Source organism: Mycobacterium sp. NPDC003449 (genome assembly GCF_053588415.1).
Genome location: NZ_JBSFPX010000032.1, coordinates 1 through 18265, shown reverse-complemented (window position 1 = coordinate 18265; position 18265 = coordinate 1). Strand labels below are relative to the sequence as shown.

Below are 18265 nucleotides of genomic sequence, written 5' to 3'. Positions count from 1 at the left end.
CTGGTAATGTCATTTCCGGTTTTGTCGAACACTACTCTCCTAGGAGGCGAACATGCCGTCCCGCGTCCTCGACTATCCGGTATTCGACGCCGACAACCACTTCTACGAGCCCAAGGAAGCGCTGACCCAGTTCCTGCCGGAGCACCGCAAGGGCGTCATCGACTACATCGACGTCAGAGGCCGGACCAAGATCGTGGTCCGCAACCACATCAGTGACTACATCCCCAACCCGACGTTCGAAGTGGTCGCCCGCCCCGGCGCGCAGGAGGAGTACTTCCGGCACGGCAGCGGCGGCAAGAGCTTCCGCGAGGTGATGGGAAAGCCGATGAAGGCGATCCCGGCATTCGGCGATCCGCAAGCGCGCCTTGAGGTTCTCGACAGCCTCGGCCTGGACTACAGCCTGATGTTCCCGACCCTGGCCAGCCTCGTCGAGGAGCGGATGAAGGACGACCCCGATCTGATCCTCGACGTCATCCATGCGCTCAACCAGTGGATGTATGAAACCTGGCAGTTCGACTACGAGAACCGGATCTTCTCCACACCGGTGATCAACCTGGGCGTCGTCGACCGCGCCCTCGAAGAACTGCAGTGGTGCCTGGAACGCGGCGCCAAGACCGTGCTGGTCCGGCCGGCGCCGGTGCCCGGCTACCGCGGCACCCGGTCACTGGGCTTCGCCGAGTTCGACCCGTTCTGGGACGCTTGCGTCAAGGCCGGCATCCCGGTGTGCATGCACGCCTCGGACAGCGGCTACGCCGAGTACCTCAACGACTGGGAACCGGCCGAGGAGTTCCTGCCGTTCAAGCCGACCTCGTTCCGCATGGTGGCGATGGGCAAACGGCCGATCGAGGACACCATGGCCGCCCTGGTCTGCCACGGCGCGCTGACCCGCAACCCGGATCTGCGCATCCTGTCCATCGAGAACGGCGCATCCTGGGTGCCCCACCTGTTCCACCAGTTCAAAGACGTGTACTCGAAAATGCCGCAGGAGTTCGACGAGGATCCGATCCAGGCCTTCAAGCGCGGGGTCTACGTCGCACCGTTCTGGGAGGACGACTTCAACGAGATGGCCGGACTGTGCGGCATCGACCGCATCATCTTCGGTTCGGACTGGCCACATCCCGAGGGGCTGGCCGACCCGATCAACCTGGTCGGGGACCTGCAGGCGCAGGGCCTCGGCGAGCAAGGAGTGCGAAAGGTGATGGGCGGCAATATGGTCGATCTGTTCGGGGTGCCCGCCCAGAAGGTGCACAAGCCCGACGCACCCGCGCTGGTGCTCGGCTGATGACCGAGGTGGCGAACCCGGAACGGATGCTGTTCGCATCGACCGCACAGGCGTTCCTGGACAAGGAAGTACCGCTGAGCCGCGTGCGTCAGCTCAACACCGACGGTCTGTCCTTCGACCCCGGATGGTGGGGACGGGCGGCCGAACTCGGCTGGGCCGGCCTGCTGGTGCCCGAGGAACTCGGCGGCGGCAGCGTGTCGGGGAACGGCGTGGCCGATCTGGCCCTGGTGGCCGAGCAGGCCGGTCGTGCGGTGGCACCGGGCCCGCTGCATCCGGTCAGCGTCGTGCTGGCCGGGCTGGCCGAAGCACCAAGCGGGCATGAGGAATTGATCGAGTCGCTGGTTTCCGGCGAGTCGGTGGCGTCCTGGGCGGTCTATGAGCCCCATCAGCCGTTCACCCCCCTCCAGGCGGCCACCACCGCGACCCGTACCGCATCGGGCTTTCGGATCGACGGCACCAAGGACCGCGTCGAGGCGGGAGACAACAGCGGTGCGGTGCTGATGACCGCCACCTGCGACGGACAGCTGCGACAGTTCCTCGTCCCCACCGACTCCCCCGGCGTGACGGTCACCCCGCAGGCATCGGTGGATATGGTCAAGCGCCACGCCAGGGTGCGGTTCGACGGTGTCGAGGTCGACGAGTCGGCCGCGGTGGGCACCGTCGAGCAGACCCCGGCGATCATCGAACATCAGCGCCAGATCGCCCTGGTACTGCAATGCGCGGAGACGGTCGGGATTCTCGACGTGGTGCTGACCATGACCAATCAGTGGCTGTTCGACCGGCACAGTTTCGGGCGCCCGCTCGCCTCCTATCAGGCGCTCAAGCACCGTGCCGCGGATATGAAGATGTGGTTCGAGGCGTGCCGGGGCACCACCGCCGGCGCCGTCGCCGCGGTGGCAGGCCGCTCGGCGGACGCCGAACTGTCGGTCAGCGTCGCCAAAGCCTATGTGGCCGAACGTGCTCCGGTGATGTTGCAGGACTGCGTGCAGTTACATGGTGGCATCGGGGTCACCTGGGAGCACGACCTGCATCTGTATCTGCGGCGGGTCGCGCTTAACCGCGCGATGTTCGGATCGCCCGAGGACCACCACCGCGCGGTGTATGCGCTGAGCCGCAAGAAGACCCACTCCGAGGAGACCCACCCATGACCGATACCGCGATCTCGGCGGGCACCACGGAATCGGTGGCCGAGTTCGCCGCCAGGGCCCGCGCCTGGCTGGCCGAGAACATGCCGAGGATCGACCCGGAGAATCCGCCGTTCTCGGTGCGCGCCGAAACCGAATCCTGGGAACGGGCCAAGGAGCTGCAGAAGCGGCTGCACCAGGGCGGCTTCGCCGGAATCTGCTTCCCGCGCGAGTACGGCGGCCTTGGGCTCGATCTCTCGTACCAGAAGGCGTTCAACGACGAATGCGTGTTCTACGAGATGCCGCTGATCCTCAACACGCCGTCGTTCACCATATGCGGCGCAACGCTTCTCGACATGGGCAGCGAAAGCCAGAAACGGGACCGCATTTCGGCCGCGATCCGCGGCGAGGAGATCCTGGTGCAGTTGCTCAGCGAGCCCAACGGCGGTTCCGATCTGGCCGGTGTGATCACCCGCGCCGACCGCCGCGACGACGGCACCTGGGTGATCAACGGCGCCAAGACCTGGAGCACCAGCGCCTTCGCCGGTGACTACGGACTCATGCTGGCTCGCACCGACTGGACCGTGCCCAAACACGAGGGCCTGACCATGTTCCTGGTGCCGCTCGACGCGGCGGGCATCACGATGCGCCGGATCAAGGAAGTCAACGGTAACGAGGAGTTCTGCGAGGAGTTTTTCGACGGCCTCGAGCTCCCCGCGGATGCAGTGGTAGGTGAGGTCAACGACGGGTGGACGGTGGCCTCGCGCCAGCTCCACCACGAACGGCGCGCCGTCGGCGGCGGCTCCGAGTTCGCCAGCGGCACCGGCGCCGAGAACGCCAATGAGATGCCGCCCGACCACATCGGGCTGGCCGAGGCCACCGGGCAGGGCGACGATGCCAGGGTGCAGGATCTGGCCGGACGCGCGCTGGTGCGGCGAATCGTCAAGAAACAGCTCATCGATCACGTCGGCACGGCCATCGGCAACGGGTCGCTGCCACCGAATGCCGGCACCTTGATCCGGCTGTTTCACGCCGAGACCACCGAACTCGAGGTCGATACCGCCCTGGCCATCGCGGGCACGGCCGGGGTCGTCGACGAGGGCTCGGAGGATGATCCGGAGTTGGCCGGGCTGCTGGATATCGGCGTGCGGTACCTGTCCCGGCAGACCGGCTCGCTGGGCGGCGGGACATCGGAGATGGCCCGCAACGTGATCGGTGAGCGGATCCTCGGGTTCCCGCGTGAGCACGCCGCCGACCGCGGGGTCCCGTTCAATCAGGTCAAGCGCTAGAACAGCATCGGTTGCGCGGGCGTCTCGGGTTCGGGTCGCCGACGTACCCGCGCGGTGGGCGCCGGACCGCTCAACCCGTACCGGGCCACCAGCGGCGCCACCCGGGTTCGCAGCACATCGCGATAGTCGGCAGGAAGATAGGCCCCACTCCGGTACAGCCTCCGGTACGGCCCGACCAGCTCGGGATGTTCACGCCGCAGCCAGGACATGAACCAGCCCCTGGTCGCCCCACGCAGATGCAGGCCGAACACGGTCACGCCGTTGGCCCCCGCCGCCGCGATCCGGGCCAGCAGGTCGTCGAGATGTTCGGCCGAATCGGTGAGATACGGCAGCACCGGCGCAACCATCACGTGGCAGTCCAGCCCCGCGTCGCGGATCGCGGCGATCAGACCCAGGCGGGCCTGCGGCGTGGGTGTGCCGGGCTCGATGCCATGGTGCAGGTCGGCGTCGCCGATCGCCAGTGATACCGCGACGCTCACCTCGACCCGTCGCGAGGCCTCGGCGATCAACGGCAGATCGCGGCGCAGCAAGGTCCCTTTGGTCAAGATCGAGAACGGCGTATACGAATCCGCCAGCGCCGCAATGATTCCTGGCATCAACGCGTAGCGGCCCTCGGCGCGCTGATAGGGATCGGTGTTGGTGCCAAGCGCCACCGCCTCGTGCGTCCACGACCGTCGCCCCAGCTCCCGGCGCAGGACCTCGGCCACGTTGGTCTTGACCACGATCTGGGTGTCGAAATCCGTACCGGAATCCAGCTCGAGATATTCATGGGTGGGCCGCGCGAAGCAGTATCGGCACGCATGACTGCAACCGCGGTAGCCGTTGACCGTGTACCGGAACGGCAGCATCGACGCGGCAGGCACCTTGTTGAGCGCCGATTTGCACAGCACCTCATGGAACGTGACGCCCTCGAACTGCGGCGAGCGCACGCTGCGGACGAAACCGACCCGCTGCAGACCGGGCAATGCGCCGTCGTCCACGCCGACCGCCTGACCGTCCCACCGCATACCGCCATCGAACGCTTGTTCGACAATTCTGTCAATCCAGCGCGCGGGGACGCGGCGTCACGCCAGTCGTGACAGCGAGGCCTCACGCGTCGACGCCCGCACCACCAGCACCGGCTCGGTCCGCCGCTGCCCTGGCGACGCACCGGAGAGCACACCGGCCAACAGCTCAACCGCGTCGCGGCCCATATCGAAGGCGTGCGATTCGATCGAGGTCAGCGGCACGTGCATCTCCGAGGTCAGGGCGATGTTGTTGAAGCCGACCAGCGATACGTCCTCGCCGACCCGAAACCCATGATCGCGGATCGAGCCGGCGGCGCCGATCGCGGCGAAGTCGTTCACCGCGAACAGCGCCGTCGGCGGTGACGGCGCGTCGAGCATCCGGTCCGCGGCGTCATGGCCGCCGCGGCTGTCCAGCCCGGTGAACACGATGTTGTCAGCGGGCACCTCGATGCCGGCCTCCCGGAATCGGTCGACAAAGCCTGCGGGCCGGTCGATTCCGGTGCTCGCGTGGGCGAGTCCCCCGATGATCCCCACCCGGCGATGCCCCAGCCCGAGGAGATGCTCGGCCGCCAGCCGGCCGCCGAGATAGTTGTCACAGGTGGCCGCGGGATAGTCGGCGACGCTTCGGTTCACCAGGACGAACGGCACCTCGCGCCGGCTCAGTTCCTCGAGCACCGTGTGGTCGTCGGACCGCGCATCGCCCAGGATCAGCCCGTCGACCCGGCGGTCCAGCATCATCTCGATCCGCCCACGCTGATCCGCCACCTCGTCCTGGGTGTTCGCCACGAACGCCGTCAGGCCCCGCTCCGCTGCGGCGGACTCGATGCCCTCGTACACCGTGGCCAGGACGACGTCGCTCAGCCGGGGAACCAGCACGCCGATCAGGTTGGTGCGCCTGGTCCGCAGGCTGGCCGCGTGCGGGTTCTGCCGGTAGTTCACCTCCGCCGCCCGTTGGCGGATGCGCTCCGCGGTGGCGCCAGATGCGGCGCGTTCACCTTCGCGCATACCGTTGAGCACCCGCGCGACGGTCGAAACGTGCAAGCCGAGATCGTCGGCGATCGACTGCAACGTCGCCTGTTTCGACTTCCCCACCTGAATCCTTCTGTTTGCTGGACCGCCGGCTCTTGACAGCTGCACCGAACTGGGAGCAGTATAGCCCGAACGTTCGGCCCGAACGTTCGGGCAATGGAGCCGGACGTGTCGGAAGATCCGCATCACCCTCGCCAACCCTCGGAAAAGGACGCGTCATGCCCGATCAGAACGCCTCATCTGCCACTCACCGGTACAGCCCGGCGCGGGTGGCCGTCGTGCAGTTCAACCCCCAGGTGGGAGTCGAGAACCTCAAGGCGAACTCCGAGGCGGTGTACGAACGCCTCACCGCGGCGGTAGCCGACGGCGCCAACCTCATCGTGCTGCCCGAGCTGGCGACCACCGGCTACACCTTCGAATCCCGCGAGGAGGCTTATGCGCACGCCGAGGCCGTACCGTCCGGGGCGACCGTCGCCGGCTGGATCGACTTCGCCGCGGCGCACGACGTGTACATCGTCGGCTGCCTGCCCGAGCTCGACGGCGCCGAACTCTTCGACACCGCGGTCCTGATCGGACCCGACGGCTACGTCGGCAAGTACCGCAAGACCCACCTGTGGAACGAGGAGAAGCTGTTCTTCTCCCCCGGCGATCTGGGCTACCCGGTGTTCCACACCAGGATCGGCCGGATCGGGCTACTGGTCTGCTGGGACATCTGGTTCCCGGAGACCGCGCGGATCGTCGCCCAGCAGGGTGCCGACATCATCTGCATCCCGACCGGCTGGGTGTGGACCCCACCGCCGCTCTACGACGCGAGCGGCACCTGCATGGCCGCGTATCTGACCATGACGGCCGCGCACGTCAACAACGTCTTCATCGCGACCGCCGATCGCATCGGCACCGAACGGGCCTCGGGCTTCATGGGCAACTCGCTGATCGCCGGGACCAACGGGTGGCCGATCGACCGGATCGCCGGCTCGGACGAGGACACCATCCTCTACGCCGATATCGACATCACGGCCTCGCGCGGCGCACCGATCTGGAATCAGTTCAACGATCTGCACCGGGACCGGCGCACCGACCTCTATGACCAGCTCCTCGGGTACCGCGGTGGCCCGGCGCTCCCCCGGTAGGGCCGCGACATGACCATCCCGCCGCTGCAACTCTTCCCAGGATTCTGATATGACCGATATGACCGACACCGCGGTGCGCGGTGGGTATTTCCGTGACCGCGACATCCGTTCCCTCGCCGAGGATCTGCGCGCCGGGCGGACGACGAGCGTGGAACTCGTCGAGCACAGCCTCGCCGCGATCGCCCGGCTCGACCCGATGCTCAACGCGTTCACCGCCGTCGACCCGCAAGGGGCATTGGCCGCCGCCCGCGATGCCGACCGGGAACTGGCCCGTGGAGGTGACCGTGGTGTGCTGCACGGCATTCCGGTTTCGGTCAAGGACCTCATCGATGTCGCCGGCCAGATCACCACGTCGGGATCGCTGGTCGGGCCACACCGGGCCGAAAGCGACGCCGAATGCGTCCGCAGGCTGCGCACCGCCGGAGCGGTGATCGTCGGCAAGAACGTTCTGCACGAGTTCGCCTACGGCGCGACCGGTGACCGGTCGGCCCACGGAGCCTCCCGAAACCCTTGGGATACCAGCAGGATCAGTGGCGGGTCAAGTGGTGGTAGCGCCGTGGCGACGGCGGCGGGCATGGTGCCGCTGGCCGTCGGGACCGACACCGCGGGCTCGGTGCGGGTGCCCGCCGCGCTGTGCGGCGTGGTCGGATTCAAGCCCGCCTACGGCGCCGTCTCCACCCTGGGCGTCCGCCCGCTGGCGGCATCACTCGATCATGTCGGCGTGTTCGCCAGCACCACATCCGGGGTGGCGGACGCCTACGCCGCCCTGTCGGGTCACTCGCCGAGCCGAGGAGACGGCCCGGTCCACGTCGGGTGGATCGACCCGACCGGCATCGGGCCGTGCGATCCGGCGATCGTCGCCACCGTGCGCGACGCGCTCGCGCGGGCGGGCATCGGCGTCGAGCCCACCGCGGGGCTCCCGTTGCCCGCGGGTGAGGTGTTCTCGATGCTGAGCGTGCTGCAATCCAGCCAGGCCTATTCCGAGCACATCGAGGATGTGGCCGGCCACGAGCAGAGCATCGACGCCGAGGTGCTCGAGCGACTCCGCAGCGGGCGCGACACCGCGGCATGGCAATACGTACACGCCGAGCGCCGGCGGGACGGGCTGCGCGCCGCGGCCGCCGACCTGTTCGGCCGGTTCGACGTGCTCGCGATGCCTGCCGTTCCGACCGTGGCGACCCGGATCGACCAGCGGGCCCACGACATCGACGGCCGATCCGTCGAGGTGCGGTCGGCACTGCTGTCCCTGACCTGTCCGTGGAACCTCACCGGACATCCGGCCCTGAGCGTCCCGGCCGGCACGGTCTCGCAGCTGCCCGTCGGCCTGCAGTTGATCACCACGCCGGGCAACGAACACCTGATCTTCGACCTGGCCCGGCGGATCGAACGGTCGTGACCGCCTACCCCCCCTGCTGCCCAGCGGGCCCGACAGCACCGACTACCGCGGGGTCGAGGCAGGCCCGGTGCACACCGTACGAGCCGCGGGCCGCGAATTTCTCGACGTCTCTCCCGACGCCCTCGAGCGGTTGGCCTTCGAGGCCTACCGCGATGTGTCACATCTGTTGCGCACCAGCCACCTCCGTCAGGTCGCGGCGATCCTCGACGACCCGGAATCGTCGGCGAACGACCGCTATGTCGCCACCGAGTTGCTGCGCAACGCCAACGTGGCCGCGGGCGGTGTGCTGCCCATGTGTCAGGACACCGGAACGGCCATCGTGCACGCGTGGCGCGGCCGGCATGTCCTCACCGACGGGCGCGACGCCGAGCACCTTTCGCGGGGTATCGCCCGCGCTTACTCGACGCTGAACCTGCGTTACTCACAGCTGGCACCGCTGTCGATGTTCGACGAGCGCAACACCGGGACGAACCTGCCCGCCCAGATCGAGATCCTCGCCGAGAACGACGACAGCTACCGCTTCCTGTTCATCGCGAAAGGCTGCGGCAGCGCCAACAAGAGCTTCCTGTTCCAGCAGACACCGGCACTGCTCAACCCGGCCCGACTGCTGGATTTCGTCGTCGCCAGGGCTGCCGAGATCGGCACCTCGGCCTGCCCGCCCTATCATCTTGCCGTCGTGGTCGGAGGCACCAGCGCCGAATTCGCCCTCAGGACCGCGAAACTCGCCTCCGCCCATCATCTCGACACGCTCCCCACCTCCGGCTCGGTCACCGGACACGGGTTCCGCGATCGCGACTTCGAGCAGCAGATCCTCACCGCCACACAGCGACTCGGAATCGGTGCGCAGTTCGGCGGCAAGCACTTCTGCCACGACGTGCGGGTGGTTCGGTTGCCGCGGCACGGCGGCTCGCTTCCCATCGCGGTGGCGGTGTCGTGCGCAGCCGACCGTCATATCCTCGGCAAGATCACCCGCGATGGCGTATACCTCGAGCAGCTCGAGACCGATCCGGCGCGATTCCTGCCCGACGTCGCCGACGAATCCGACCACATCGAGCCCGCCGTACGGATCGACCTCGGCGAATCCCTGGCCCATACCCGAGCTCAATTGTCGGCCCATCCGGTCGGCACCCGGGTGTCGTTGACCGGGACGATGGTGGTGGCACGGGATCTGGCCCACGCCAAGATCCGCGACCGGCTCGACGCCGGGGAACCGCTGCCCGACTACCTGCGCCGCTATCCGGTGTACTACGCCGGACCGGCGAAGACACCCGAGGGCTACATCTCCGGATCGTTCGGGCCGACGACCGCCGGGCGAATGGATTCCTACATCGAGCAGTTCCAGGCCGCCGGTGGGGCGTTGGTGACGCTCGCCAAGGGCAACCGGTCGGAGTCCGTGCGGCGGTCCTGCCGATCGCACGGCGGGTTCTATCTGGGTTCGATCGGTGGACCCGCGGCCCGGCTGGCCTCCGATTGCATCACCTCGGTCGAGACGCTCGAATACGGCGAACTCGGCATGGAGGCGGTGCTGAAAATCCGCGTCGAGGACTTTCCGGCGTTCATCGTGATCGACGACAAGGGCAACGACTTCTACCATCGCGACAACCGCACGCTACTGACGATCGGATAGTGCGCGGGTGCGCCGATGCCGCGGTTTCGGGTACGGCACCGGCGCCCGCCGTGGGCAATTCGCCCAGTCAATGCGGATCGGGCCGGCAGCGGAACCGTCCGAAACGCATACAGGTATCGAACACCCGTTCGATACCTGTAGTCAAGGCCCGTCCCAACCCGTGGGATCACCCGCGCGGCTGCCCGGTTCGAGGGCCAGACGCACCTGGGATTCGATCGCGGCGACGACCGGCCGGGGCAGGTGCACCCGGCCCCTGCCGTCGAGATCGACGACGATCTGCTGCACCTTGCGCAGGTAGGACGTCTTCTCCCCGGCCTGGTCGGTGGCCTGAGCATGGTTGTAGAGCTTGGCGGCGGTGTCGAGGTCGGCGCGGTCGGCCTCGACCAGATAGCTGGTGCCGGTGGCCTTGCCCTCGCGCTCGCACCGGGCCCACTGACGGCGCAGCACATCGGCAGCCTTGCGGTAGCGGCCGGCATAGGCGCCGTCGCCCGGATAGGTGTCGGTCGCCAACGCCTGCGCCTCCTCCAGCGCCGTGTGGAAGTCCATCACCGGATCGCGCGTGATATCGGTGACTCCGGGGTAGCGAAGGTAGAGCGCGGGGTCGAGTTCGTAGGCGCCGTATTCGGACAACACCCGGCGGTGGACGGCGCGGGCGGCCTCCCACAACCGGACATCGGCCGCCGGGGAAGCCGAAACCCGGGGCTCGGGCTCGGGCCGCCCGACCGGCTCCGCCTTTGGCTTCGCCGGGACCGCGCGTTCCAGGCGCCGCAGGATCTCGGCCCCGACCGGATCGGTCTCCACCACCGCGACCCGGTAGCCCACGCCGTCGGTGAAGGTCAGGTGCACCCAGCGCAGGCCCTCGACCCGGAGGTCCTCGCCGCCCGGTGAGATGCGGGTGTCCTCGGACGGTCCGGCGGACAACACGACGTCGGTGAGGTCAGCCAGCGGCCGGACGGTGTCCTCGGTTCCCTCGGTGCCGATCAGGATCTGCCCGTCGACCAGCCCCAATCGCACGGCCGTCCGCCGCCCGGCCCGCGGTCCGACGAAGCCCACCGTGAACGAGCCGGTGACCAGGCCACCGACCAGGAACAACACCAGCTGCGGTGCGACCCCGGCGGCCACCAGAATGAGCAGCAACGGCACCGACCCGAGCAGCAGCGCGGTGCAGACGGTTCGACGAATGCGGACCGCGGCGTCGGGATACTCGGCGCGGGCGACCAGCGCCAGATCCTGGTCGGGCGGCACGCCGCATACCCTACCGCGCTGCCATTGACCAGTGGTTGCTGCGTATGGTTGGTCCATGCCCGAGGTCCGCTCAGTCGTGGGCGGCGTGTGCGTCGGCAGCGGAATCGCCATCGGCGCCTACTCCGGCGGCTGGTTCCTCCTGCTCGCCGTGGCGCTCGGGGCGATCGGCATCGGGATCGTCGCCGGCGCACTCATCCGCTCGCCCGCGCCCGGCCCCACCGGGGAACTCGTACCCGTGACGGTCGACCTGATCGACCGGTCCGCACCGCGATCGACCATCGTCGCCGGCGAAGCCCGTCCCGACGGCGACGCACCGTTCCGGTTTCACACCCACGCCAACCTCGCCCCCGCCCAGGTCGCCCACATCGTGGGCGACGGGCGGGGCGAATTGCCCGTCGATGCGCTCGGCACGCCGGGCGACGCGGCGGTCACCGAGCACCGGACGATGCGGACCCGCGCCCCGGCGGCACTGACCGCCGTGGCCGCGATGTGGGCGACCATGCTGGTGCCGCCGAGCCATGTCTGGGACCTCAACCCGCTCACCAGCAGTGTGTCGGCGGCGGTCCCCGAGGTCGCCGCCGCCGATCCCGACGCGCGGCCGCTGTGGCAGTGGTACGACGAGGCCATCGCCCACCTGCGGGCCGAATCACCCGAAGCGCAGAACGCGCTCCTCAGCCTCGATGTCACCGACACCGACGTGGACGTCGAGGTGTACCTCGGCGCCGACCGGATGCGGGTGTACGCCGGCGACGCCGACGGCTGGGAAACCAGCGAGACGACAACCCCGTCGCGCAGCCGGGACACGTTCACCATCGCCGACCTGCAGGAGTTCTCCGCGCGGGATTTCCTGGCCGGGGCGGCCACGATGCTGCCCCCTGACCATCGGGAGGCCTCCCGATTGGAGATCGAGCGCAAAACCGACGACATTTTCGGCGTCGAGCGTCCGGTCCTGGCCGAAGGCAGGTTCGGCGACCCGAGCATCCCGATGGACGGAAAAATGGACGGCACCATCGCAGCGTGGTGGCCACAGGACGACGTCGCGGCCGGCCTCCACCAGGTCGAGGCCGCCTTGGCCGCCAGAGGGATAGCCACCGATGCCGCGGTGATCAAGGAGGTCGATCTCTCCGCCGACCACGACTTCACCCTCGACTTCTACCGGGGCGTCCCGTACTACCGGACCAGGGCCCACGCCGGCAGGTTCGCCAGCGCCGACGATCTGATCGGGGAAGGCGAGTTCTCCCGTTTCCGGTTCGCCGACGTCTCGGCCGATGTCCTTTCCGCCGCGCGTGACGATGCGATGCGCCGCTACGACGTCGACCCGGTCGATCGCGGCAAGGCCGACATCACCATCGGCGAATGGGGCAGCGAGGGTGGTGACCGGGAGGACGAGGTGGTGATCGAGGTGGACTACAACGACGCCCACGGCGGAGCCGCGGTCTACTCGCTATCCGGCGAATATCTCGCCGGATAGCGTGGCGGGTTCAGCTCACCAACGCCCGAGCTGGCACCGCGGGCTGTACGGATGGTCGTTCTGCACAACCACCTGGCCATCGACCGCGATCTCACAGTGCGCGTTCGGCGCGCCCCGGCCGCCGTGCGTGGTGCTGGATACGGTGAAGATGGCCCACTGCGGGTCCTGCAGGGTGGCCTCGAAAACCCACGGCGCCTCGGGCGCCACGTTGACTTCGGCCTTCTTCAGGTAGCGGTACGCATCGGCGTTGTAGGCCTCCATGCTCTCCGGCTGGGCGTCGAGGTAGTAGAGGTCGAAGTCGTAGGGCGCCCCGGTCGTGAGCGTGTAGCGGACCTGATGGCCTCCTGCCGCAGGCGCCGGCTCGGCCGACGACGTTGCGTTGGAGACCGCCATCCCCGCGGCCGCCACCACGAGCGCCGCACCGACCTTGGTTGTCACGTTTCGCATGTTCGTCATATCGAGGCAGGCTACCGCCCTGTTACAGCTGCGACTAACACGTGACGCCGCACCATTCCAACGGCAAACCAACTCGGTCTAGCTTGAGGTTAATTTGTTCGTCACACATAGACATTTCGCAGTAACACCGGCCCTCTAACGTCCCGATTCGACACCAGCACAGTGTCTTTAACCTCTTGCGCCGCTGCCTACCGACATCGGTCGAAAAGCGCTGCAATTAAAGGGAAGGGCTGTTCATGCGAGTTTCACGGCGGGCCACGTTCCGCAGATCGGCGTTGGCCACCACAAGCGTGATCGCGGTGGCCGGGTTGCTGCTGACCGGATGCGGAAGCCGGGCAAGCGATACCGAAACAGCAAATGCTCAATCCTGCGTGGACACGGCGGGTCCCTCGATCAAGGTGGGCTCGCTGAACTCGCTGTCGGGCACCATGGCCATCTCCGAGGTCACGGTCCGCGACGCCATCAAACTCGCCGTCGGGGAGATCAACGCCGAGGGCGGTGTGCTGGGCAAGCAGATCGAGCTCATCGGCGAGGACGGCGCGTCGGAGCCCACGGTCTTCGCCGAGAAGGCCGAGAAGCTGATCAGTGCCGACTGCGTCGCGGCGGTGTTCGGCGGATGGACCTCGTCGAGCCGCAAGGCGATGCTGCCGGTCTTCGAGAGCGCCAACTCGTTGCTGTACTACCCGGTGCAGTACGAGGGCCTGGAGTCCAGCAAGAACATCTTCTACACCGGGGCCACCACCAATCAGCAGATCGTGCCCGCGCTCGACTACCTGAAGGAGAAGGGCGTCAAATCCCTGTACCTGGTGGGCAGCGACTACGTGTTCCCGCAGACCGCCAACCGCATCATCAAGGCCTACGCCAACGACAACGGCATCGAGATCAAGGGCGAGGATTACACGCCGCTCGGATCCACCGACTTCTCCACCATCGTCAACAAGGTGCGCGCCGCGAACGCCGACGCGGTGTTCAACACCCTCAACGGCGACTCCAACGTGGCGTTCTTCCGCGAATACAAGAATGTGGGTCTGACGCCGCAGGAGATGCCGGTGGTCTCGGTGTCCATCGCCGAGGAAGAGGTCGGCGGTATCGGCGTGCAGAACGTCGCCGGTCAGCTCACCGCATGGAACTACTACGAAACCATCGACACCCCGGTCAACAAGGCGTTCGTCAAGGCCTATCAGGACTTCGTCAAGGATCCCAAGAAGCCGACCTCGGACCCGATGGAAGCCGCCTACGCGTCGGTGTACCTGTGGAAGAACACCGTCGAGAAGGCTAAGTCGTTCGACGTCAAGGCGATTCAGGACAACGCCGACGGGGTGAGCTTCGAGGCCCCCGAGGGCACGGTGACCATCGACGGCGACAACCACCACATCACCAAGACCGCCCGCATCGGTGAGATCCATCCCGACGGCCTGATCTACACCATCTGGGAGTCGAAGGGACCGATCGAGCCGGATCCGTACCTGAAGTCCTACCGGTGGGCTTCCGGGCTGTCCGGCTGACCCGGGACACGGCGTGGACATCCTCATCGGGCAGCTGGCAACGGGATTGAGCCTCGGCTCGATCCTGTTGCTGGCCGCACTCGGCCTGTCGCTGACCTTCGGTCAGATGGGCGTGATCAACATGGCGCACGGCGAGTTCATCATGGCCGGCTGCTACACCGCCTATGTGGTGCAACAGATCATCACCAGCGCCGGTGCCTCCCTGCTGATCTCGCTGGTGGTGGGGTTCGTGGTCGGCGGCGCGATGGGCGCGCTGCTCGAAATCACCCTGATCCAGCGGATGTACGACCGGCCGCTGGACACCCTGCTGGTGACGTTCGGGGTCGGCCTGATCCTGCAGCAGATCGCCCGCGACGTCTTCGGCGCCCCCGCGGTCAACGTGGTGGCCCCGGCGTGGCTGTCCGGCGGCGTCGAGATCCTCGGCGCCGTCGTCCCCAAGACCCGGATCTTCATCCTGGTCCTGGCGATCCTGTGCGTCGCGGTCCTGGCCACGGTGCTCAAGACCACCCCGATGGGCCGGCGGATCCGGGCCGTGGTGGCCAACCGGGATCTGGCCGAAACCAGCGGAATCTCCTCCCGCAGGACCGACATCACCACGTTCTTCATCGGCTCGGGTCTGGCCTCGGTGGCCGGGGTGGCGCTGACCCTGATCGGGTCCACCAGCCCGACCATCGGGCAGAGCTTCCTGATCGACGCATTCCTGGTGGTCGTCATCGGCGGCCTGGGGCAGATCAAGGGCACCGTCATCGCGGCCCTGGCGCTGGGCTTCCTGAACTCGTTCATCGAGTACAGCACCACGGCGTCGCTGGCCAAGGTCATCGTGTTCGTGCTGATCGTCATCTTCCTGCAGGTGCGCCCGCAGGGCCTGTTCACGGTTCGGACAAGGAGTCTCGTATGACCGTCCTTGGACGCTGGCAGAGCTGGGCCGGGTTCGGCGTCGCTGCGGTGTTGCTCTTCGGGGTCGCGCCCGCAGTGCTCTCGGATTTCCGGCTCAGCCTGCTGGGCAAGTTCCTGTGCTTCGCGATCGTGGCCGTGGGCATCGGATTGGCATGGGGCCGAGGCGGAATGCTGGTGCTGGGCCAGGGCGTGTTCTTCGGGCTCGGCGGCTACATGATGGGTATGCACCTCAAGATCGCCGACGCTCAGATCCGTCACCACGCCGTGCCCGACTTCATGCAGATCCAGGGGGTGCGCGAGCTGCCCGGCTACTGGGCGCCGTTCGCCTCCCCCACCTTCACCCTGCTGGCCATCCTGGTGATTCCGGCCGGGATCGCCGCACTGCTGGGGTTCGGCGTGTTCAAACGACGGGTCAAGGGTGCCTATTTCGCAATCCTGTCGCAGGCGCTGGCCGCGGCCCTGGCTGTCCTGCTGGTCGGCCAGACCAGCGTCGGCGGCAGCAACGGTCTGACCAACTTCCGCACATTCTTCGGATTCAACCTCAACGATCCGGTCAACAAGCGGATGCTGTATTTCATCGCGGCCGCCACGCTGCTGATCATCGTGGCCGTCGTGCGCCAGCTGATGTACAGCCGCTACGGCGAGTTGCTGGTCGCGGTCCGCGACGGCGAGGAACGCGTCCGGTTCCTGGGCTACGACCCGGCCAACATCAAGGTGGTGGCCTACACCTTGGCGGCGCTGTTCGCCGGCATCGCCGGCGCCCTGTTCGCCCCGATCGTCGGATTCATCGCGCCGTCTCAGGTGGGCATCGTGCCGTCGATCGCCTTCCTGATCGGGGTGGCCATCGGCGGCCGCACCACCCTGCTGGGGCCGGTGCTCGGCGCGATCGGCGTCGCCTGGGCACAAACCCTGTTCTCCGAACGCTTTCCGTCCGAGTGGACCTATGCGCAGGGTCTGCTGTTCATCGTCGTCGTCGGATTCTTCCCGGCCGGCCTCGCCGGTCTCGGGGTGCTGTTCGCGCGGCGGCGGAAGGCCGGGGCCCCGGCGCAGGAGGAGATGGCGAACGAACCCGAAGCCAAGGTGGGAGCCAGCACATGACAGACCGCGACCCCGTTCCCGGCGGGAACGCCGGGATGGGCACGGAGTATCTCGAAGTCCGAGGTCTCACTGTGGATTTCGACGGTTTCAAAGCCGTCGACGATGTCGACCTGACGTTGTTCCAGGGTGACCTGCGTTTCCTCATCGGCCCGAACGGGGCCGGTAAGACGACGGTGATCGATGCCATCACCGGGCTGGTGCCCGCGACGGGTTCGGTGAACAAGTCCGGTGTCGAACTGCTCGGCAGGAAGGTGCATCGGATCGCCCGACACGGCGTGGGGCGCACCTTCCAGACCGCCAGCGTCTTCGAACAGCTCACCGTGCTGCAGAACCTCGACATCGCCGCGGGCGCGGGCCGCTCACCCTGGACACTGCTCCGGCGCAGGCGGGGCATCCTGCCGTCGATCGAAGAGGCCCTGGAAACCGTCGGCCTGACCGCGCTGGCCGACAAACCGGCAGGCGTGCTGGCCCACGGCCAGAAGCAGTGGCTGGAGATCGGCATGCTGCTGGTGCAGAACGCCGATGTGCTGCTGCTCGACGAACCGGTGGCCGGGATGAGCCACGAGGAACGCGAGGAGACCGGAAACCTGTTGCGCCGCATCGGCGGAGCCCGCACCGTCGTGGTCGTCGAGCACGATATGGACTTCATGCGGGCATTCGCCACCTCGGTGACGGTGCTGGCCAGGGGCCGGGTGATCGCCGAGGGCTCGGTGGCCGAGGTGCAGGCCGATCCGAGGGTGCAAGAGGTCTATCTGGGCACCGCGGCCGCCGGTGCCGAAGGAGTCTGCTGATGCTCGAACTCATCGACGTCCGTACCGGTTACGGCCGCTCCGAGGTGATCCACGGCGCGGGAATCGAGGTGCCGTCCGACGGGGTCGCCGCGGTGATGGGGCACAACGGCGCCGGTAAGACCACGCTGCTGCGAGCGGCGGTCGGACTGCTCAAATGCACCGGCGGGAAGGTGCTTTTCGACGGCGAGGACATCACCGGGCTGCGGCCCAGCGCCAGGGTGGCTCGCGGGCTGGCCTACGTGCCGCAGGGCCAGCAGTCGTTCGGTCAGCTGACCACGGCCGAGAATCTGCAGGTGGTCGCCGACGGCCGGCGCAACGGCAAAGCGCTGATCGACGAGCAGCTCGACCTGTTCCCGGCGCTGCGGGAACTGCTGACGCGGCGGGCCGGTCTGCTCTCGGGCGGGCAGCGTCAGCAGCTGGCGATCGCCCGCGCGCTCATCACCGGCCCGAGGGCGCTGATCCTCGACGAGCCGACCGAGGGCATCCAGCCGTCGGTGGTGGCCGAGATCGAGGCGGCCATCACCGCCCTGACCCGGCGCGGTGACCTGGGTGTGCTGCTTGTCGAGCAGCACATCGGGTTCGCGCTGGAGTCCGCGCAGCGCTACTACATCCTGGAATCGGGCCGGATCACCGCAACCGGTGCCGGCGGTTCCGCCTCGGAGGCCGACGTCCGCGCCGCCATGGCCATCTGATCCCTTTTGCATTGCGAGCGACCGTGTTTGTCCGCCGACACGCCGTGAAACCCCGGCACTTTGCGGTCGCTCGCGGTGCACATCAGATCGCCTGGCTGTCCCGCAGCGACGCGATCTCCGCAGCGGAGAACCCGGCCTCGGTCAGCACCTCATCGGTGTTGGGACCGCGGCGCGCTGGAGGGCGGGCGGCCGCCCCGGCCGTGGGCGTCCATCTTGTATTACTCTA

At 67.7% G+C, this 18265-nt stretch carries 16 protein-coding genes; 12 read left to right on the top strand and 4 right to left on the bottom strand.

The window, feature by feature from the left end; genetic code table 11:
* Positions 1-52 precede the first annotated feature (52 nt).
* Genes ACWDTP_RS11495 through ACWDTP_RS11485 form a run of 3 tightly spaced genes read left to right on the top strand, consistent with a single transcriptional unit; the run spans position 53 to position 3695 of the window.
* Positions 53-1282 (top strand): amidohydrolase family protein, encoded by a 1230-nt coding sequence (locus ACWDTP_RS11495; protein WP_450019639.1) that lies wholly within the window; start codon positions 53-55, stop codon positions 1280-1282.
* Positions 1282-2430, top strand: a complete 1149-nt coding sequence (locus tag ACWDTP_RS11490) for an acyl-CoA dehydrogenase family protein (protein WP_450019637.1) — start codon at positions 1282-1284, stop codon at positions 2428-2430. Before ACWDTP_RS11495 ends, ACWDTP_RS11490 begins: the two co-directional genes overlap by 1 nt.
* Positions 2427-3695 carry an acyl-CoA dehydrogenase family protein gene (locus ACWDTP_RS11485; RefSeq protein ID WP_450019635.1) on the top strand — a complete coding sequence of 423 codons (1269 nt, stop codon included), beginning with the start codon at positions 2427-2429 and terminating at the stop codon, positions 3693-3695. Before ACWDTP_RS11490 ends, ACWDTP_RS11485 begins: the two co-directional genes overlap by 4 nt.
* Here the strand turns inward: ACWDTP_RS11485 and ACWDTP_RS11480 are convergent.
* Complete coding sequence (locus tag ACWDTP_RS11480; protein ID WP_450019633.1) at positions 3692-4702, bottom strand: Rv2578c family radical SAM protein; 1011 nt, start codon at positions 4700-4702, stop codon at positions 3692-3694. The two genes, ACWDTP_RS11485 and ACWDTP_RS11480, sit on opposite strands and share 4 nt — an antisense overlap.
* Positions 4703-4759: 57 nt before the next feature.
* Entirely contained in the window at positions 4760-5794 is a 1035-nt protein-coding gene (locus tag ACWDTP_RS11475) for a LacI family DNA-binding transcriptional regulator (protein ID WP_450019631.1), read from the bottom strand.
* Between the two features lie 155 nt (positions 5795-5949).
* Between ACWDTP_RS11475 and ACWDTP_RS11470 the strand changes: the two genes are divergently transcribed.
* From ACWDTP_RS11470 to ACWDTP_RS11460, 3 genes are read left to right on the top strand one after another with little or no spacing between them, the layout of a single operon-like run.
* On the top strand, positions 5950-6861 hold the full coding sequence (locus ACWDTP_RS11470) for a nitrilase family protein (protein WP_450019629.1): 912 nt from the start codon (positions 5950-5952) through the stop codon (positions 6859-6861).
* A 49-nt stretch (positions 6862-6910) separates the two neighbouring features.
* Positions 6911-8257: an amidase gene (locus ACWDTP_RS11465; protein WP_450019628.1), complete on the top strand. Its 1347-nt coding sequence runs from the start codon at positions 6911-6913 to the stop codon at positions 8255-8257.
* 13 nt (positions 8258-8270) lie between these two features.
* On the top strand, positions 8271-9884 hold the full coding sequence (locus ACWDTP_RS11460; protein ID WP_450019694.1) for a FumA C-terminus/TtdB family hydratase beta subunit: 1614 nt from the start codon (positions 8271-8273) through the stop codon (positions 9882-9884).
* 141 nt (positions 9885-10025) lie between these two features.
* Here ACWDTP_RS11460 and ACWDTP_RS11455 read toward each other — a convergent pair whose 3' ends face one another.
* Positions 10026-11129, bottom strand: coding sequence for a hypothetical protein (locus ACWDTP_RS11455; protein ID WP_450019626.1), 1104 nt, complete (start codon positions 11127-11129; stop codon positions 10026-10028).
* A 55-nt stretch (positions 11130-11184) separates the two neighbouring features.
* On the opposite strand from ACWDTP_RS11455, the gene ACWDTP_RS11450 reads away from it, so the two are divergent.
* The gene (locus tag ACWDTP_RS11450; protein WP_450019624.1) at positions 11185-12600 is read left to right on the top strand and encodes a hypothetical protein; all 1416 of its coding nucleotides are present in this window, start codon (positions 11185-11187) and stop codon (positions 12598-12600) included.
* 15 nt (positions 12601-12615) lie between these two features.
* Here ACWDTP_RS11450 and ACWDTP_RS11445 read toward each other — a convergent pair whose 3' ends face one another.
* Complete coding sequence (locus tag ACWDTP_RS11445; RefSeq protein WP_450019693.1) at positions 12616-13047, bottom strand: hypothetical protein; 432 nt, start codon at positions 13045-13047, stop codon at positions 12616-12618.
* 245 nt (positions 13048-13292) lie between these two features.
* Here ACWDTP_RS11445 and urtA point away from each other — a divergent pair, with 245 nt between their 5' ends.
* From urtA to urtE, 5 genes are read left to right on the top strand one after another with little or no spacing between them, the layout of a single operon-like run.
* Positions 13293-14561, top strand: a complete 1269-nt coding sequence (urtA, locus tag ACWDTP_RS11440) for an urea ABC transporter substrate-binding protein (RefSeq protein WP_450019622.1) — start codon at positions 13293-13295, stop codon at positions 14559-14561.
* A 13-nt stretch (positions 14562-14574) separates the two neighbouring features.
* Positions 14575-15459 carry an urea ABC transporter permease subunit UrtB gene (gene urtB / locus ACWDTP_RS11435; protein WP_450019620.1) on the top strand — a complete coding sequence of 295 codons (885 nt, stop codon included), beginning with the start codon at positions 14575-14577 and terminating at the stop codon, positions 15457-15459.
* Positions 15456-16556 (top strand): urea ABC transporter permease subunit UrtC, encoded by a 1101-nt coding sequence (urtC, locus tag ACWDTP_RS11430; RefSeq protein ID WP_450019618.1) that lies wholly within the window; start codon positions 15456-15458, stop codon positions 16554-16556. Before urtB ends, urtC begins: the two co-directional genes overlap by 4 nt.
* A complete protein-coding gene (gene urtD, locus ACWDTP_RS11425; RefSeq protein ID WP_450019616.1) occupies positions 16553-17347 on the top strand; it encodes an urea ABC transporter ATP-binding protein UrtD in 795 nt (264 codons plus the stop codon). The genes urtC and urtD overlap by 4 nt, the downstream gene beginning before the upstream one ends.
* Entirely contained in the window at positions 17347-18039 is a 693-nt protein-coding gene (urtE, locus tag ACWDTP_RS11420) for an urea ABC transporter ATP-binding subunit UrtE (protein ID WP_450019614.1), read from the top strand. The genes urtD and urtE overlap by 1 nt, the downstream gene beginning before the upstream one ends.
* The last annotated feature ends 226 nt before the right edge of the window (positions 18040-18265 follow it).

Bases quoted from the DNA above. Each gene is read 5' to 3' on its own strand.
- ACWDTP_RS11495 (WP_450019639.1), top strand. From the start codon at position 53: ATGCCGTCCCGCGTCCTCGACTATCCGGTATTCGACGCCGACAACCAC.
- ACWDTP_RS11490 (WP_450019637.1), top strand. From the start codon at position 1,282: ATGACCGAGGTGGCGAACCCGGAACGGATGCTGTTCGCATCGACCGCA.
- ACWDTP_RS11485 (WP_450019635.1), top strand. From the start codon at position 2,427: ATGACCGATACCGCGATCTCGGCGGGCACCACGGAATCGGTGGCCGAG.
- ACWDTP_RS11480 (WP_450019633.1), bottom strand. From the start codon at position 4,702: ATGCGGTGGGACGGTCAGGCGGTCGGCGTGGACGACGGCGCATTGCCC.
- ACWDTP_RS11470 (WP_450019629.1), top strand. From the start codon at position 5,950: ATGCCCGATCAGAACGCCTCATCTGCCACTCACCGGTACAGCCCGGCG.
- ACWDTP_RS11465 (WP_450019628.1), top strand. From the start codon at position 6,911: ATGACCGATATGACCGACACCGCGGTGCGCGGTGGGTATTTCCGTGAC.
- ACWDTP_RS11450 (WP_450019624.1), top strand. From the start codon at position 11,185: ATGCCCGAGGTCCGCTCAGTCGTGGGCGGCGTGTGCGTCGGCAGCGGA.
- ACWDTP_RS11445 (WP_450019693.1), bottom strand. From the start codon at position 13,047: ATGCGAAACGTGACAACCAAGGTCGGTGCGGCGCTCGTGGTGGCGGCC.
- urtA (WP_450019622.1), top strand. From the start codon at position 13,293: ATGCGAGTTTCACGGCGGGCCACGTTCCGCAGATCGGCGTTGGCCACC.
- urtC (WP_450019618.1), top strand. From the start codon at position 15,456: ATGACCGTCCTTGGACGCTGGCAGAGCTGGGCCGGGTTCGGCGTCGCT.
- urtD (WP_450019616.1), top strand. From the start codon at position 16,553: ATGACAGACCGCGACCCCGTTCCCGGCGGGAACGCCGGGATGGGCACG.
- urtE (WP_450019614.1), top strand. From the start codon at position 17,347: ATGCTCGAACTCATCGACGTCCGTACCGGTTACGGCCGCTCCGAGGTG.